Here is a 16,108-nt window from a genome sequence, read left to right on the forward strand (position 1 = left end):
TCTCGACTGGCACGGAAGCGGTCTTGAGCGTAGTTTCTAGACGTACACACCCGAATAATCAAGATGGAGGATGCTCCGTGGCCAAAGCGTCTACGGGCACTCTGTACCGAGGAAACGAAGGAATGTGGTCCTGGGTCGCGCATCGCGTCACAGGCGTCGGAATCTTCTTCTTCCTTCTGGTCCACGTGCTCGATACTGCCCTCGTTCGCGTCTCGCCCGAGGCCTACAACGCTGTGATCGGAACCTACAAGACACCGGTCATGGCATTCGGTGAGATCGCGCTCGTCGCCGCAATCGCATTCCATGCGTTCAATGGTCTTCGCGTCATTCTGGTCGACTTCTCGAAGAGCGGCCCGAAAAATCAGAAGAAGCTGTTCTGGGGAGTCATCATTCTGTGGCTCATCATCATGATCGCCTTCGTTCCCCGCCAGCTGATGCACACCTTCGGAGGCTGACATGAGCACTACATCCATTCCGGCTCCGCGGACCGGCTATTCCCGGCACAAGTCCACCCGCTCGAAGTTCGAGATGTTCGCCTGGCTGTTCATGCGCGTCTCCGGCGTCGTCCTCGTGATCCTCATCTTCGGCCACCTGTTCGTCAACCTGTGGGCCGGCGACGGCGTCCAGGCCATCGACTTCGGCTTCGTGGCCGGCAAGTGGGCCAGCCCGTTCTGGCAGATCTGGGATCTGCTCATGCTGTGGCTGGCGATGCTGCACGGCACCAACGGCCTGCGCACCATCATCATGGACTACTCCGAGAAGCCCGGCACACGCATGGCTCTGCAGATGATCCTCTACATCGCCTCGGTCATCGTCATCGTGCTCGGCACGCTCGTCATCTTCACGTTCGATCCCTGCCCGGCCGGAGCGGACCCCTCGGTCCTGGCTGAGTTCTGCAAGGCCTAAAGGAGAAACATGCAGGTACATCATTACGACGTCGTCATCGTCGGCGCCGGCGGCGCCGGCATGCGTGCGGCGATCGAGTCGGGACAGCGCGCCCGCACCGCTGTGCTGACCAAGCTCTACCCCACCCGTTCCCACACCGGCGCAGCCCAGGGCGGCATGTGCGCCGCACTGGCGAACGTGGAAGAGGACAACTGGGAATGGCACACCTTCGACACCGTCAAGGGCGGTGACTACCTGGTCGACCAGGACGCCGCCGAGGTGATGGCCAAGGAAGCCATCGACGCCGTCCTCGATCTCGAGAAGATGGGGCTGCCCTTCAACCGCACCCCCGAAGGCAAGATCGACCAGCGTCGCTTCGGCGGTCACACCCGCGACCACGGCAAGTCCGCCGTCCGCCGCTCGTGCTACGCAGCCGACCGCACCGGTCACATGATCCTCCAGACCCTCTACCAGAACTGCGTCAAGCACGGCGTCGAGTTCTACAACGAGTTCTACGTCCTCGACCTCGTCATGACCGAGGTCGACGGGGTCAAGCGCCCGGCCGGCGTCGTGTCCTACGAACTGGCCACCGGTGAGATCCACATCTTCCAGGCGAAGTCGATCATCTTCGCCACCGGCGGTGTCGGCAAGGTCTTCAAGACCACCTCGAACGCCCACACCCTGACCGGCGACGGCATGGCCGTGACCTACAACCGCGGCATCCCGCTCGAGGACATGGAGTTCTTCCAGTTCCACCCGACGGGCCTCGCCGGCCTCGGCATCCTGCTCTCCGAGGCGGCCCGCGGTGAGGGCGGCATCCTCCGCAACTCGGAGGGTGAGCGCTTCATGGAACGCTACGCCCCGACGATCAAGGACCTTGCCCCGCGTGACATCGTGGCCCGTTCGATGGCCAATGAGGTGCGCGAAGGCCGCGGCTGCGGACCGAACAAGGACTACGTCCTCCTCGACCTCACCCACCTCGAGCCCTCGCACATCGACGAGAAGCTGCCCGACATCACTGAGTTCGCCCGCACCTACCTCGGTGTGGAGCCCTACACCGAACCGGTGCCGGTGTTCCCGACCGCGCACTACGCGATGGGCGGCATCCCGACGAACATCGAGGCCGAAGTCCTCGGTGACAACGACAACATCATCCCCGGCCTCTACGCGGCCGGTGAGTGTGCCTGCGTGTCCGTGCACGGCTCGAACCGCCTGGGCACGAACTCGCTTCTCGACATCAACGTCTTCGGCAAGCGCGCCGGCATCGCCGCCGCGGAATACGCGAAGACCGCCGATTCCGTCGAACTCCCGGAGAACCCGGAGACCGACGTCGTCGAACTGCTCGAGAAGATGCGGACCTCGGACGGAACCGAACGCATCGGTGCCATCCGCAAGGATCTGCAGGACGTCATGGACGCCAACGTCCAGGTGTTCCGCACCGACGAGACCCTCCGGGAAGCCCTCGACAAGATCGCCGAGCTGCGCGAACGCTACAACAACGTGGGCATCCAGGACCGCGGCAAGCGCTACAACCTCGATCTGCTCGAGGCCGTCGAGCTGGGCTTCCTGCTCGAGCTCGCCGAGGTCATCTCCGTCGCCGCCATCCACCGCAAGGAATCCCGCGGCGGACACTTCCGCGAGGACTTCCCGGATCGCGACGACGAGAAGTTCATGCACCACACGATGACCTACCTCGATCCCGAAGCGGAGACCGACGGCATCAAGGGCATGCGTCTGGAGACGAAGCCCGTCATCGTCACCCGTTACCAGCCGATGGAGCGTAAGTACTGATGAGCACCACTGCAGAAACAGCCGAACCAGCGTCGAAGATCGACCTGCCCCAGAGCGTCTCGGGCGAAGGCGGTTCCATTCCGTCCTTCGACTGCACCTTCCGGATCGCACGCTTCGATCCCGAGGTCGACTCGGAGCCGCACTGGGAAGAGTACAACGTCACGATGTACGGCACCGACCGTGTGCTCGACGCCCTCCACAAGATCAAGTGGGAGATCGACGGCTCGCTGTCCTTCCGCCGGTCCTGCGCCCACGGCGTGTGCGGCTCCGATGCCATGCGCATCAACGGTCGCAACCGTCTGGCCTGCAAGACCCTGCTCAAGGACCTCGACACGTCCAAGCCGATCACCGTCGAGGCGATCAAGGGACTGCCGCTCGAGAAGGACATGATCGTCGACATGGAGCCCTTCTTCCAGTCGTACCGCGAGATCATGCCCTTCCTCATCACCTCCGGTCACGAGCCGACGCGTGAGCGTCTGCAGTCGGCCGAGCAGCGTGCGGCCTTCGACGACACCACGAAGTGCATCCTCTGCGCCTCGTGCACCTCGTCGTGCCCCGTGTTCTGGACCGACGGCCAATACTTCGGGCCGGCCGCGATCGTCAACGCGCACCGTTTCATCTTCGATTCGCGTGACGAGGGCGGGGACATGCGCCTCGAGATCCTCAACGACAAGGAAGGCGTGTGGCGCTGCCGCACCACCTTCAACTGCACCGAGGCCTGCCCGCGCGGCATCGAGATCACCAAGGCCATCGCCGAGGTGAAGCAGGCGGTTCTCCAGCGCGCCTTCTGACCCACGTGGTGTGAACCGAGTGGTCCGATCCGCGTGGTGTGAACCGAGTGGCCTGATTCGCGTGGTCTGATCCGTATAGGATCGATCCGCAGCATGATCACCGAGGCGGCCGTGCACTTTCGAGTGTACGGCCGCTTTCGTGTGTGCGCCGGCCTTCGCCTGCGCGATAACCCTGTTTCGGCCTATTCTGCGCTGGGTAGCCCAGTTCCGGAACTGGGCTACCCAGCGCAGAATAGGCCGAACCGGCGACTCATCGCGCAGCCACCCCTCGTTCGGCACACGTTTCTCCGGAACACTCACCGAAGAACGTGAGTATCCCAGAGAAGAGTATGGCAAACATACCGCCGGCACGGGGCTCTCGGTGAGCGAGCACTGGGAGCTCTCGGTGGGGCCGCCTCGGTGAGGGAAACCTGAATACGGACGACTCGAGGCGAAAGTAGACTGGGGCGCATGCGTTCCACCGGCTCCACTGCTTCCCCGACGACCGTTTCGACACCGAGGTCTGCGACTGCGACCGCCGACGGACCCGTCTCCGGTTTCGGGCAGCCGAGGTTCCTGTCGGTCGCCACCGCGTTGCTGACCCTCGCGCTTGTCGCTGCTCAGCTGGTCCTCTCCCCCGCCGCCTCGGCGACGACTCCGACCGGCGAAGAGACGGCACCGGCATATGTGAGTCCCGACGACCTCGGCGACGGAGCTAAGGCCCCGAAGCCGACGGGCACCTCCTGGCTCGTGGGCGACCTCGACTCCGGTGAGTTGCACGTGGCGAAGAACGTGGAGAAAAGGCATGCTCCTGCCTCGACGATCAAGCTGCTGACTGCGCTGGCCCTCGTCGACGTCCTCGATGACAAGCAGAAGAAAGTCACGGCCGAGTTCGAAGACATGGAGATCGACGGGACGAAGGTCGGCCTCATGCAGAAGAACAAGTACACCATCGACCTGCTCTTCCACGCGATGCTCATGTCGAGTGCCAATGATGCCGCGAATGCCCTCGGCCGAGCCGCCGGCGGGCAGAAGAAGGCCGTGTCGCTGATGAACCAGAAGGCCGCGGAACTGGGCATGTCCAATACCCATGCGGCGAACACCTCGGGCCTCGACGCCAAGGGCCAGTACACGAGCGCCGAAGACCTCATGAAGCTTGCGTGGGCGGTGTGCGAGGACGACTACCTGATGAAGGTCATCGGGACGGAGACGTTCAAATTCCCGGGCGGGAAGAACCCGCAGACGAAAGAGAAGTTCAAAGGCTACGAGATCCAGAACCACACGAAGATCGTCGGTCAGGTCGACGGCGGTCTGGGCCTGAAGAACGGGTTCACTCGGGCCGCGAAGGGCTCCTATGTGGCTGTCGCTGAGCGCGATGGTCACCGTGTGGTTGCGACGATGCTCGGCATCGACAACAACTCGAGGCAGGTCGCCGTGGATCTTCTCGAATGGGATTTCGCGCAGAAGGAACCGAAGTCCCTGCAGACCGTCCCCGTGGGCGTGCAGGCCACCGCCGAGGCGAAGCCGACGGCACCGAGCAGCGGCAGCGACGCCGGCGGGGACGAGGACGAAACGGCCGCCTCGGCGAAGGATTCCGCAGACGATGACGGAGACGGCCAGGCTTCTTCCTCCCTCGCCTCCCGGTCCTTGGGCGCAGCCATGGACAACCCCCTGGCACTCGGCCTCCTCGGTGCCGGCATTGTCCTGCTCATCCTCACAGCGGTGCTGTGGGTCAGGCTGCGCGGACGCCTGCAGGGCCGTCGCTGAGCCATCTCGACGCGGCCGCGCCACCTCGGCGAGGGGAATGTGTGCGCGCGAATCGCGTGTCACACACGGTCTGGGCCGTGCGGTCAGTAGGGACGAGCCTCGACGCCTGCTTCTGTGGGCTCCACCACCTCGAATGGACAGTGGCGGTCATGGACGGCTATGATAGTGGTTTGCGTTCGAAGTTGTCCGCATTCATCGAACCGATCGATGCGTTGCTCCTGCCGACAATCCATTTGAGTCGCAGGCTCCGATCCTGGTTCATCATTTCGGATGAATGATCCGGACACTGTATCTCTTCGAACTGCAGATCCCCATCGGCGACTACCCATCGCCGACTAGACAACCTGAGGAATAGTGCGCGTCGTTGCCGCTATTCACAACTGAAGAAAGGAGGGAACCCATGTCTGAGTTCCCACAGTGGGTCCAGCGCGGACTCGCACACGCAGGGATGATCGATCCCAGGATCAGCCGTCAGGCTCCCGGCGAAGTCACCATCGAGGATGCGACCGGTCGCATCGTGCTCTTCACGGGCACCTCGCTGCGTGAGGTCACGCCGATGGCCGCCGCCTGATCCACACAGGTCACGACAACGCCCACTTGCTGCCGGGTTTTACGCAGCGAGTGGGCGTTCGCTCGTTCATACGGAAGTATTCCAAGCCCCATGTCTTGTGGTCAGGGCGGATTCGTTCCAGACGCAGTTCCACGGCTGAGCCGGCCGATTGTCTGCCCGGCTGTGGGGCTGTCTGCCCGTCCGTGAGACTGTCTGCCCGGCCGATTGTCGACCCGGCCGTGAGGCCGCCTGCCCGGCGGCGTGAACGTTGAAAAGAGGTCCGGGGTCGCAGACAGCTGCGACCCCGGACCTCTGTGCGATCCGCGATGACGTCAGATCAGAAGTCCCAGTCCTCGTCCTCGGTGTTCTCGGCCTTGCCGATGACGTAGGACGAGCCCGAGCCCGAGAAGAAGTCGTGGTTCTCATCGCTGCCGGGCGAAAGCGCCGCGAGGATCGCCGGATTGACGTCCGTGACCTCTTTGGGGAACATCGCCTCATAGCCGAGGTTCATCAGCGCCTTGTTGGCGTTGTAGTGGAGGAACTTCTTGCAGTCCTCGGCCAGCCCCACCGAATCGTAGAGATCGTGGGTGTAGGAGACCTCGTTCTCGTAGAGCTCGAACATGAGGTTCATCGTGTAGTCCTTGAGCTCCTGCTTGCGCTCCTCGGACTGCGACTCAAGCCCCTTCTGGTACTTGTAGCCGATGTAGTAGCCGTGCACGGCCTCGTCGCGGATGATGAGCCGGATCAGGTCAGCGGTGTTCGTCAGCTTCGCATGCGCCGACCAATACATCGGCAGGTAGAAGCCGGAGTAGAAGAGGAAGGACTCGAGCAGCGTCGAGGCGACCTTGCGCTTGAGCGGGTCGTCACCCCGGTAGTAGCTGAGGATGATGTCAGCCTTCGACTGCAGGTAGGTGTTCTCCCGCGACCAGCGGAAGGCCTCGTCGATCTCCTTTGTCGAGCACAGCGTGGAGAAGATCGAAGAATACGATTTCGCGTGCACGCTCTCCATGAACGCGATGTTCGTCATCACTGCCTCTTCGTGCGGCGTGACAGCGTCAGGAATGAGCGAGATCGCACCGACCGTGCCCTGGATCGTGTCGAGCAGGGTCAGACCGGTGAACACGCGCATCGTCAGGGTCTTCTCGTCCTCGGTCAGAGTCGCCCAGGAGGGGATGTCGTTGCTCAGCGGAACCTTCTCCGGCAGCCAGAAGTTGCCGGTCAGGCGATCCCACACCTCATCGTCGATCGGATCGACGACGCGGTTCCAGTTGATGGCGTCGACATGCGAGGCCAGAGTCAGATTCTCCAAGGATTTCCCTCTTCCCAAAAAGTCCAGTTCTGCAAAAGTCACGAAGTCGTCTTCGCGTTGAGATTCAACGGTCTGCTGCACAGACGAGCGTCCGATCCGTCGGGGCCGATGGTCGATGTGTCCGAGCGAACCCCGCATGAATCCGGCGGACCGATTCGCATCGGTCCGCCGGATTCGATGGTCACAGCATGCAGGAGACGCAGCCCTCGACCTCCGTGCCCTGCAGCGCGAGCTGCCGGAGCCGGATGTAGTAGATGGTCTTGATGCCCTTGCGCCATGCGTAGATCTGCGCCTTGTTGATGTCACGGGTGGTGGCGGTGTCCATGAAGAACAACGTCAGCGACAGGCCCTGGTCCACGTGCTTCGTGGCCTCGGCGTAGGTGTCGATGATCTTCTCGTACCCGATCTCGTACGCATCCTGGTAGTACTTCAGGTTCTCATTGTCCATGAAGGGAGCCGGGTAGTACACGCGCCCGACCTTGCCCTCCTTGCGGATCTCGATCTTCGAGGCCACCGGGTGGATCGACGACGTCGAGTTGTTGATGTAGGAGATCGAACCGGTCGGCGGCACGGCCTGCAGGTTCTGGTTGTAGATGCCGTGCTCGGCCACCTGGGCCTTGAGCTCGCGCCAATCGTCCTGAGTCGGGATGTGCACGCCCGCCTCGGTGAAGAGCTGCGCGACCCGCTCGGTGCGCGGAACCCACGCCTCATCGGTGTACTTGTCGAAGTATTCGCCGGTCGCGTACTTCGACCGTTCGAAGCCGGCGAACGTGGTGCCCCGCTCCTTCGCGATCTCCATCGACGCCCGCACACAGTGGTAGGCGACGGTGTAGAAGTACATGTTCGTGAAGTCCAGGCCCTCGTCCGAGCCGTAGTACACGTGCTCGCGGGCGAGGTAGCCGTGGAGGTTCATCTGGCCCAGGCCGATGGCATGGGACATGTCGTTGCCGCGGGCGATCGAAGGCACAGACTGGATGTCCGAGGTCTCGGCGACGGCAGTGAGCCCGCGGATCGCGGTCTCGACGGTCTGTCCGAAGTTCTCCGAGTCCATCGTCAGGGCGATGTTGAGCGAACCGAGGTTGCAGGAGATGTCCTTGCCGATCTCGTCGTAGCCGAGGTCGGCGTCGTACCGGCTGGGTTCGGAGACCTGAAGGATCTCCGAGCACAGGTTGGACATGATGATTTTGCCGTCGATCGGGTTCGCCTTGTTGACGGTGTCCTCGAACATCACGTACGGGTAGCCGGACTCGAACTGGATCTCGGCCAGGGTCTGGAAGAACTCGCGGGCGTTGATCTTCTTCTTCTTGATCGAGGCGTTGTCGACCATCTCAGTGTACTTCTCCGTGACGTTGACGTCGGAGAAGGGCATGCCGTAGACGCGCTCGACGTCATAGGGGCTGAAGAGGTACATGTCCTCGTTGCGCTTGGCCAGTTCGAAGGTGATGTCGGGGATCACGACGCCCAGGGACAGGGTCTTGATCCGGATCTTCTCATCGGCGTTCTCGCGCTTGGTGTCGAGGAAGCTGTAGATGTCCGGGTGGTGGGCGTGCAGGTACACGGCACCGGCACCCTGACGGGCACCGAGCTGGTTGGCGTAGGAGAAGGAGTCCTCGAGCAGCTTCATGACCGGAATGACGCCGGAGGACTGGTTCTCGATCTTCTTGATCGGGGCACCGGACTCACGGATGTTCGTCAGGGCGAAGGCCACGCCGCCGCCGCGCTTCGACAGCTGCAGGGCGGAGTTGATGGACCGGCCGATCGACTCCATGTTGTCTTCGATCCGCAGCAGGAAGCACGAGACGAGCTCACCGCGCTGCTTCTTGCCGGCGTTGAGGAAGGTCGGAGTGGCCGGCTGGAACCGGCCGGAGATGATCTCGTCGACCAGCTGGGTCGCCAGCAGCTCGTCGCCGCGGGCGAGGAACAGGGCGACCATGACGACGCGGTCCTCGAAGCGTTCGAGGTAGCGCTTTCCGTCGAAGGTCTTGAGCGTGTAGGAGGTGTAGAACTTGAAGGCGCCCAGGAAGGTCTGGAAGCGGAACTTCTGGTCGTAGGCGCGCTTCGACAGCGCCTCGATGAAGTCGAACGAGTACTGCTCCAGGACCTCGGGCTCGTAGTACTCCTTCTCGACGAGGTAATCGAGCTTCTCCTTGAGGTCGTGGAAGAAGACGGTGTTGTTGTTGACATGCTGGAGGAAGTACTGCCGGGCAGCCTGCTTGTCACGTTCGAACTGGATCCGTCCGCTCTCGTCATACAGGTTCAGCATGGCGTTGAGCGCGTGGTAGTCCAGGTCCGTCTCTTCGCGGATGATGTCCTCTACATTGCGGTCTTCAGCGAGCTCGCGCACAGTTTGTCCAATCCTAGATTCACCGCATCGACGTCCTCCGGGGTTCCCAGGAGTTCGACTCGGTACATGAGGGGTACTTGACATTTGACGGCGACCTTCTTGGCCGCGCGACAGTAATCTTCGCCGAAGTTCGTGTTTCCGGCGCCGATGACACCGACGAGATGCCGTCGGTTCTCTTCGTTATTGAGGAATTTGATGACCTGCTTGGGGATGGCGCCTTGATTGCGTCCCGCCCCGTAGGTCGGAGTCACGAGGACGAACGGTTCGTCGACCCTCAGCGTCTCCTGCTTCGTCAGCAGCGGAATCCGGAGAGCCGGATGCCGCAGCTTGCCGACGAAGCGGTGGGTGAACTCAGAGCTGCTGGAGTAATAGACCAGGAGCATTTCAGGCCACGACGGACGCCGTCTGCTCGCCGGTCAGGGTGGCGATCTTGTCCGGGCGGAATCCCGACCAGTGATCGTTGTCGGTGACGACGACAGGTGCCTGCATGTAGCCCATGGCCTTGACGACGTCGAGGGCGTTCTCATCGACGCTGAGATCGACCGACTTGTACTTCAGGCCCTTGGCATCGAGCGCACGGTAGGTGGCGTTGCACTGGACGCAAGCGGGCTTGGTGTACACGGTGATCATGGCGACTCCTCAATTCTGCCTTGCGGCTTCCGCGTTCTGTGTGGCGTGATCGGGCCTTCCGCCTGCCGAATCATGATGAAGATCACGACGCGCAGGCCCAGGGGCGACCACTAGATGTTGTGTTCGGGTACGACCTTACCCCTATATCCAGTGTTACACCAGTGTCATTTCGACGGTCCACACCCCTGTGTGCTCATCGTCCACAGTCGTCCACAGGCTGTGAACGACAGCCATGTAGTTCGATCACCTGCGAGGACACTGGGGACGGCGGCGAACGAGCTGTTCTTCCACCGATTTCCCGACGCAGTTTTCCACCGCTGTCCACAGAAAAAATTTCTGCCTGTGGGTGTGTCGGGACCATTTCCACCACCTCCGCTAGTGCGTTCGGTCCACCGTCCTCGATCGGTCCCATCGACGCTACAGGTCGGCACTGACACGGAGACTGGAACGGGCGCAGGCACGGAGACCGGAACAGGCGCACGCTCGGAAATTTTCCACGACAGATTCGTGCTGTGCCCCAGGCCAGACATCACCGGCAGCCGCATCGTGCAAAGCGCCGTGTGTCAGCACTGACACGTGGTGGGCTGTCTCACGTCAGTGCCAACCAATATGCTGGAGACCACACCGCATCGAATCGAGAGGCACGGGGACTATGACGGCGACCGCACCGGCCAACACCCAGGAGATCGCATACGCGCAGACCATCCTCAAGGGGCTGGAGTCCTATCTCGACCATTTCGTCGTCGGTCAGCAGCGTCTGCGCGAATCCCTGCTCATCGGGCTCCTCTCCGGCGGCCATCTGCTCCTCGAAAGCGTCCCGGGACTCGCGAAGACCACGGCCGCGGCGGCCCTGGCCAATGCCGTGGACGGGAAGTTCTCCCGCATCCAGTGCACTCCCGACCTGCTGCCGGCCGACATCATCGGCTCACAGATCTACAACGCCCATGAAGGCTCGTTCAACACCGTGCTCGGCCCGGTGCATGCGAACATCGTGCTCCTCGACGAGATCAACCGGTCCTCGGCGAAGACGCAGTCGGCGATGCTCGAGGCGATGCAGGAGAAGCAGACGACCATCGGCGGTCAGCGCTTCGAACTCCCCCGCCCGTTCCTCGTCATGGCCACGCAGAACCCGATCGAGCAGGAAGGCACGTACCAGCTGCCCGAGGCCCAGCTCGACCGATTCATGATCAAGGACCTGCTCACCCATCCGAACCCGAACGAAGAGGTCGAGATCCTCACCCGCCTCGACTCCGGCGTCTTCGACAGGGACTCGGTGCCGGATCCGGCGTGCAGCCTCGACGATGTGGTGACCATGCAGCGTTATGCCCGCACCATCTACATCGACCCCGCGATCACCCGCTACCTCGTCGAACTCGTCCACGCCACCCGCAACACGGCGAAGTACCTCGGCCGCTACGCCCCCTTCATCGAGTACGGCGGCAGCCCGCGCGCCTCGATCGCGTTCACGAATGCCGGCCGGGCGCTCGCGATGATCCGCGGCCGCAACTACGTCATCCCAGAGGACATCAAGGACCTCGCCCACCGGGTGCTGGCCCACCGCATCCAGCTGAACTTCGAAGCCGCCGCCGAGAACATCACGAGCGCCCAGATCGTCGATGCCCTCCTCATGGCCGTGCCCACCCCCTGATCGGCCGCGACGATGACTGTCCTGCTCAATCGCATCAAGGCGCGGATGACCATCCACGCCCACCGGCGCACCCGTCGTCTCCTCGACGGCGACTATTCCTCGGTGTTCCACGGCCACAGCCTCGACTTCGATGATCTGCGCGACTACATCCCCGGCGACGAGATCCGCGACATCGACTGGAAGGCCACGGCCCGCCACACCGAGACCCTGGTCAAACGCTATGTCGCCCATCGCAGGCACATCCTCGGCCTCGTCGTCGACACCTCACGGAACTTCGACGCCGTGACCTCGGCGGGAGCGGACAAACGCCACCTGGCGATCCTCATGGCCGGAATGATCGGCTACCTCGCCGTGCGCCACGGCGACGACGTCATGCTCATCCACGGCAGCGCCGAACGCACGACCGCCTCCCCGCGGAAGGGCAGCGAAGCCCACCTCGAGCACCTCCTCCAGCAGATCCTCGCCGAAGCGGGCACCGACTCCCCCGGGTCGATCAACACCCAGCTGCAGTGGATCAGCAGCCACATCAACCATCGGATGCTGCTCGTCGTCATCTCCGACCAGGCCCCGCTGGGCCCCGACGAGGAGGCGACGATCCGTCGACTCCGCGCCCAGCACGAGGTCCTGTGGATCACGGTCACCGACGCGGATCTCGCGGGACTGCCGGCCGCCTCGGCGCCGTTCGACGTCGCCCGCCCCGATCATGGACTGCCGTCAGCGGTGATGACGAAACCGCAGGTGAGACAGGAATTCGCCCTCGCCGAGGCGGCCCGCCGACAGCATCGCATCGACCTTCTCGCGAAGCTGGGCATCGCCCACACCGAGATCGATCATCCGAAGTCGGCCCTGGGCCGACTCCACACCCTTCTGCTGAGGCACCGCCGTGGGCCCCGCTGAACTCGTCGGTCCGCTGCAGATCTCACCCGCCTGGTACGTCGCGGTGATCCTCGTGCTGCTCATCGTCGCCGGCAACTTCTTCGCCCCGCTCATCCGGCTCGCCGCCGGGGCCACCGGAGCCAGCGGTCCGCGCATCCCGATCCCGGTGCGCAGCACCTACTTCTCACGCATCTCCAACGTGGAGTCGGATCTGGACTCGGAGAACGCGGATGTCCGCGATTCGGCGCGGTCGCTGGCGAAGATCGTCCGCGACTTCGCTCATGACGCCTGGGGTGTGAAGTCCGAGCACCTGACCTATCGTGATGCCGCGGTCGCCGGACTCGACGACCTCGCCGCGTGTCTGCTCGGCCTCTACGAAGCCGAGTTCGCAGAAACGGAACCGGCGGACCTGCACGCGCAGATCGCCGATGCCAGGAAGTTGGTGGCCCGATGGTCCTGATATTCTGGTGGCTGGCCCTCATCCTCGCAGTCCTCGCCGTTGCGGCGGTCTGGTTCTTCCGCCGTCCGAAGGCCACGGCGTCGTCGCTGCCCGTGGCCCACAGCGGTCGGATGACGAGCCTGCCGAGCTTCCGCCGAGCCATGCGCACCCGCCTGCTCACCACGGTCGCCCTCCTCGGCGTCATCGTCCTCACCGGTCTTTCCTCCCTGGCCGGCATCGCCCGCCCTGCCTGGATCGAAACCGTCAATCCGGAGAAGAAGCTGCGCGACGTCATGCTCTGCCTCGATGTCTCCGGCTCGATGCTCGGCTACGACGCAGACCTGCTCGAGGCCTACCAGGAGCTCGTCGACCGGTTCGACGGAGAACGCATCGGCATGACCGTCTTCAATGCCACAGCGGTCTCGGCGTTCCCACTCACCGACGACTACGACATGGTGGAGAACTTCCTCGCCGAGGCCGAGGACGGCTTCCGCACCTGGGGCTCGGAGGGCACCGACTATTCGTGGTCGACCTCGCCTCCGAACATCGGCGGGTCCTCCCTCATCGGCGACGGGCTGGTCAGCTGCGTCGACAACTTCGACCGGAAGGACGAGAAGCGGTCCAGGTCGATCGTCTTCGCCACGGACAACATGCTCGCCGGTGATCCGCTGTTCGACCTCAACGAGGCCGCCGACATCGCCGTCGATGCCGACGTGCGCGTCTACAGCCTGTCCCCGCCCTCGATCCTGACGACGACGCAGACGAAAGAGCTGAAATCGGTCTCCGACCGCACCGGCGGCAAGCAGTTCGACATGGGCTCGGCCTCGACCATCGACCGCATCGTCGAGGAGATCCAGAGCCAGGAGGCCGAGAACACCCCGGGCCGCTCCTACACGATCGTCCACGACATGCCGGCGATCCCGCTCGGACTCGCCGTGTTCGGGCTCGCCGGAGTCTTCGTCCTGGCATGGAGGACGAAATCATGATCTTCGATCCCGTCTTCACCTGGTTCGGCTGGGGCCTGATCGTCCTCGCCCTGCTCACGGTGTGCATCATTCCCGCCGTCCGCGGCGACGGTCCGCGATGGAAATGGTTCGCCCGGATGGGCGTCGTCGCGATCCTCGCGGTGGCACTCGCCCGCCCCGGCATTCCGATCAAGTCGACCACCGAGGAGTACGAGGCCCAAGCGGACGTGTACTTCGTCGTCGACACGACGACGTCGATGGCCGCCGAGGACTTCGACGGAGACCGGACCCGTCTCGACGGGGTGAAGGAGGACATGCTCGCGCTGGCCGACGAGTTCCCCGGCACCCGCCTGTCCATCATCACCTTCGCCTCGACCGCGGCGACGGTGATGCCGCTGACGACCGATCACACCGCCTTCGCCTCCGCCGTCGACGTGCTGACCCCGGAGACCTCAGTGAATTCGAAGGGGTCATCGATCACCGAGGCCGGAGACGAGCTCGACAAGCGCATGAGCGCCAACTCCGACGACCGACCCGATAATAAGAGCGTCGTGTTCTACTTCGGCGACGGTGAGCAGACGGTCGACCAGGACCCCGACTCGTGGTCGTCCTTCGCCTCCCGCATCGACAGCGGCGCGGTGTTCGGCTACGGCACGTCAGCCGGCGGGAAGATGCGGGATTCGCAGCCCTTCGGCTCCGGCGTCGGCGACAGCACCGGTGTCGGCGACGGCACCGGCGGGGACGAACCGGGCCTCGGCGGCGATGATGACACGAACGGCGCCGACCACGATGACTACATCGTCGACGGCAACGGCAATCCGGGGATCTCGAAGATCGACGAGGGAAACCTCAAACGGATCGCCTCCGACCTCGGCGTCGACTACCACCACCGCGACGGCAAGGGTGAGATCTCCAGCGTCTACACCGCCCCGAAGTACGACCAGGCCCTGGTGAAGAAGGACGGCCGAGTCACCGTCGACGAGTACTTCTGGGTTCCCCTCATCCTCGTCTTCGCCTGGATCGCCGTGGAACTGGTCTTCGGCGTCCGCGAATACCTCCGCCTCAAGGCGATCACTCCCCCACGCCCACGCCGAGGCGGCCCTCCCGGACCCGGGAATGTTCCCTACCAGCCGAGGCCAGGCGGCATGCCTGCAGGACCCGAACCTCTAGGACCCGGTCCTGGCGGGGTGCCCGGCCAGCCCGTGCAGTCCGCCCCACCCGTGCAGCCCGGCCAGCGAGGAGGCCCCCGATGAACCGGATCAGACGCCTGTGGTCGCGACTGCGCCGGATCACGAAGATCAACCTCATCCTCGGCACGGTGTTCACCCTCGTCGCCGCCTATGTCGGTCTGACCGCGTACTTCGGCACCGCCTCCCAGGTCCGCTACGCCTCGAACGACTTCCCCGGTGCGAAGAAGGCAGCGACGGCGTTCCTGCGGCTCAGCCCCCTCCAACGGCACATCGGCTACTTCAATCGCGGCACCGCCGAGGCGGCCGTCGGCGACTACGACGAGGCTCAGGCCGATCTCGAAGCCGCGCTCGAGATCGCACCGACCTCCGCCGAATGCGCGGTCCGGATCAACCTGTCCTTCGTCTACGAGAAGCAGGCCGATGAGATCTCGTCCCAGGATCCCGACCAGTCGCAGGAACTCTACGACCGTTCGCTCAAGACTCTCGACGAGGCACCCGAAGAATGCCAGCCGAAGAAGAGCGAGGAGAAGCAGAAGAGCGAGCAGGCCAAGGACCGCGTCGAAGACAAGAAGAAGGGCGAGCAGGCCAAGGACGACGGCACCGACGACAGCGATTCGAGTGGCGACTCCCAAGACGAGGATTCGAAGGATCAGGAGTCCGACGACAAGTCCTCCGACGGAGATGGCAAGAAGTCCGAGGAGGAGAACTCCGACCAATCGGATGACTCGAACGAATCCGAGGGCAGATCCGAACGCGAGAAGAAGCGGGAGGAGCTGGAGAAGCGCGGCGAGGACTCCGACCGACAACAGCAACAGCAGGGTCCCGGCGGCAACGGCGGACGGTCCTCACCGGACAAACCGTGGTGAGTCGGACGAGACGGCCTCGGTCCGAATCCGGATGCGAGAACGATTCGCCGCGGACGGGACTCCCACGCGATCGTCCGC

The 16,108-nt window shown here is 63.6% G+C and carries 16 protein-coding genes; 12 read left to right on the forward strand and 4 right to left on the reverse strand.

Features of this window, described 5'->3' with window-relative positions:
- Nucleotides 1–77: 77 nt before the first annotated feature.
- From sdhC to J9314_RS13230, 6 genes are all read left to right on the forward strand, one after another.
- Nucleotides 78–455, forward strand: coding sequence for a succinate dehydrogenase, cytochrome b556 subunit (sdhC, locus tag J9314_RS13205; protein ID WP_166973017.1), 378 nt, complete (start codon nucleotides 78–80; stop codon nucleotides 453–455).
- Nucleotide 456: 1 nt separating this feature from the next.
- Nucleotides 457–906: a succinate dehydrogenase hydrophobic membrane anchor subunit gene (locus tag J9314_RS13210; protein ID WP_181275928.1), complete on the forward strand. Its 450-nt coding sequence runs from the start codon at nucleotides 457–459 to the stop codon at nucleotides 904–906.
- A gap of 9 nt (nucleotides 907–915) precedes the next feature.
- A complete protein-coding gene (sdhA, locus tag J9314_RS13215) occupies nucleotides 916–2,676 on the forward strand; it encodes a succinate dehydrogenase flavoprotein subunit (RefSeq protein WP_181275927.1) in 1,761 nt (586 codons plus the stop codon).
- Nucleotides 2,676–3,467, forward strand: coding sequence for a succinate dehydrogenase iron-sulfur subunit (locus J9314_RS13220; protein ID WP_181275926.1), 792 nt, complete (start codon nucleotides 2,676–2,678; stop codon nucleotides 3,465–3,467). Before sdhA ends, J9314_RS13220 begins: the two co-directional genes overlap by 1 nt.
- 450 nt (nucleotides 3,468–3,917) lie before the next feature.
- Entirely contained in the window at nucleotides 3,918–5,213 is a 1,296-nt protein-coding gene (locus tag J9314_RS13225) for a D-alanyl-D-alanine carboxypeptidase family protein (protein WP_210602794.1), read from the forward strand.
- 400 nt (nucleotides 5,214–5,613) lie between these two features.
- Nucleotides 5,614–5,784, forward strand: coding sequence for a hypothetical protein (locus J9314_RS13230; protein ID WP_210602795.1), 171 nt, complete (start codon nucleotides 5,614–5,616; stop codon nucleotides 5,782–5,784).
- Nucleotides 5,785–6,100: 316 nt separating this feature from the next.
- On the opposite strand, the gene nrdF is transcribed toward J9314_RS13230, so the two are convergent.
- The 4 genes from nrdF to nrdH form a co-directional block, all read right to left on the reverse strand.
- On the reverse strand, nucleotides 6,101–7,072 hold the full coding sequence (gene nrdF, locus J9314_RS13235) for a class 1b ribonucleoside-diphosphate reductase subunit beta (protein WP_210602796.1): 972 nt from the start codon (nucleotides 7,070–7,072) through the stop codon (nucleotides 6,101–6,103).
- 181 nt (nucleotides 7,073–7,253) lie between these two features.
- Complete coding sequence (nrdE, locus tag J9314_RS13240; protein ID WP_246490755.1) at nucleotides 7,254–9,380, reverse strand: class 1b ribonucleoside-diphosphate reductase subunit alpha; 2,127 nt, start codon at nucleotides 9,378–9,380, stop codon at nucleotides 7,254–7,256.
- Between the two features lie 5 nt (nucleotides 9,381–9,385).
- Complete coding sequence (gene nrdI / locus J9314_RS13245) at nucleotides 9,386–9,799, reverse strand: class Ib ribonucleoside-diphosphate reductase assembly flavoprotein NrdI (protein WP_210602798.1); 414 nt, start codon at nucleotides 9,797–9,799, stop codon at nucleotides 9,386–9,388.
- Between the two features lies 1 nt (nucleotide 9,800).
- Nucleotides 9,801–10,046, reverse strand: coding sequence for a glutaredoxin-like protein NrdH (gene nrdH / locus J9314_RS13250; protein ID WP_166973050.1), 246 nt, complete (start codon nucleotides 10,044–10,046; stop codon nucleotides 9,801–9,803).
- 652 nt (nucleotides 10,047–10,698) lie between these two features.
- Here nrdH and J9314_RS13255 point away from each other — a divergent pair.
- Genes J9314_RS13255 through J9314_RS13280 form a run of 6 tightly spaced genes read left to right on the forward strand, consistent with a single transcriptional unit; the run spans nucleotide 10,699 to nucleotide 16,030 of the window.
- On the forward strand, nucleotides 10,699–11,694 hold the full coding sequence (locus J9314_RS13255) for an AAA family ATPase (RefSeq protein WP_210602799.1): 996 nt from the start codon (nucleotides 10,699–10,701) through the stop codon (nucleotides 11,692–11,694).
- A gap of 12 nt (nucleotides 11,695–11,706) precedes the next feature.
- Entirely contained in the window at nucleotides 11,707–12,591 is an 885-nt protein-coding gene (locus tag J9314_RS13260) for a DUF58 domain-containing protein (RefSeq protein WP_210602800.1), read from the forward strand.
- Nucleotides 12,578–13,030: a hypothetical protein gene (locus J9314_RS13265; RefSeq protein ID WP_210602801.1), complete on the forward strand. Its 453-nt coding sequence runs from the start codon at nucleotides 12,578–12,580 to the stop codon at nucleotides 13,028–13,030. The genes J9314_RS13260 and J9314_RS13265 overlap by 14 nt, the downstream gene beginning before the upstream one ends.
- Entirely contained in the window at nucleotides 13,021–13,995 is a 975-nt protein-coding gene (locus J9314_RS13270; RefSeq protein WP_210602802.1) for a vWA domain-containing protein, read from the forward strand. Before J9314_RS13265 ends, J9314_RS13270 begins: the two co-directional genes overlap by 10 nt.
- The gene (locus tag J9314_RS13275; RefSeq protein ID WP_210602803.1) at nucleotides 13,992–15,227 is read left to right on the forward strand and encodes a vWA domain-containing protein; all 1,236 of its coding nucleotides are present in this window, start codon (nucleotides 13,992–13,994) and stop codon (nucleotides 15,225–15,227) included. Before J9314_RS13270 ends, J9314_RS13275 begins: the two co-directional genes overlap by 4 nt.
- Nucleotides 15,224–16,030, forward strand: a complete 807-nt coding sequence (locus tag J9314_RS13280) for a tetratricopeptide repeat protein (protein WP_210602804.1) — start codon at nucleotides 15,224–15,226, stop codon at nucleotides 16,028–16,030. Before J9314_RS13275 ends, J9314_RS13280 begins: the two co-directional genes overlap by 4 nt.
- Nucleotides 16,031–16,108 lie beyond the last annotated feature (78 nt).

The sequence above is a fragment of the Brevibacterium oceani genome (genome assembly GCF_017948325.1).
Taxonomy (GTDB): Bacteria; Actinomycetota; Actinomycetes; order Actinomycetales; family Brevibacteriaceae; genus Brevibacterium; species Brevibacterium oceani.

What these genes read in the sequence shown, in the direction of transcription:
- J9314_RS13210 (WP_181275928.1), top strand. Translation starts at nt 457, where the DNA reads ATGAGCACTACATCCATTCCGGCTCCGCGGACCGGCTATTCCCGGCAC.
- sdhA (WP_181275927.1), top strand. Translation starts at nt 916, where the DNA reads ATGCAGGTACATCATTACGACGTCGTCATCGTCGGCGCCGGCGGCGCC.
- J9314_RS13220 (WP_181275926.1), top strand. Translation starts at nt 2,676, where the DNA reads ATGAGCACCACTGCAGAAACAGCCGAACCAGCGTCGAAGATCGACCTG.
- J9314_RS13225 (WP_210602794.1), top strand. Translation starts at nt 3,918, where the DNA reads ATGCGTTCCACCGGCTCCACTGCTTCCCCGACGACCGTTTCGACACCG.
- J9314_RS13230 (WP_210602795.1), top strand. Translation starts at nt 5,614, where the DNA reads ATGTCTGAGTTCCCACAGTGGGTCCAGCGCGGACTCGCACACGCAGGG.
- nrdI (WP_210602798.1), bottom strand. Translation starts at nt 9,799, where the DNA reads ATGCTCCTGGTCTATTACTCCAGCAGCTCTGAGTTCACCCACCGCTTC.
- nrdH (WP_166973050.1), bottom strand. Translation starts at nt 10,046, where the DNA reads ATGATCACCGTGTACACCAAGCCCGCTTGCGTCCAGTGCAACGCCACC.
- J9314_RS13255 (WP_210602799.1), top strand. Translation starts at nt 10,699, where the DNA reads ATGACGGCGACCGCACCGGCCAACACCCAGGAGATCGCATACGCGCAG.
- J9314_RS13260 (WP_210602800.1), top strand. Translation starts at nt 11,707, where the DNA reads ATGACTGTCCTGCTCAATCGCATCAAGGCGCGGATGACCATCCACGCC.
- J9314_RS13270 (WP_210602802.1), top strand. Translation starts at nt 13,021, where the DNA reads ATGGTCCTGATATTCTGGTGGCTGGCCCTCATCCTCGCAGTCCTCGCC.
- J9314_RS13275 (WP_210602803.1), top strand. Translation starts at nt 13,992, where the DNA reads ATGATCTTCGATCCCGTCTTCACCTGGTTCGGCTGGGGCCTGATCGTC.
- J9314_RS13280 (WP_210602804.1), top strand. Translation starts at nt 15,224, where the DNA reads ATGAACCGGATCAGACGCCTGTGGTCGCGACTGCGCCGGATCACGAAG.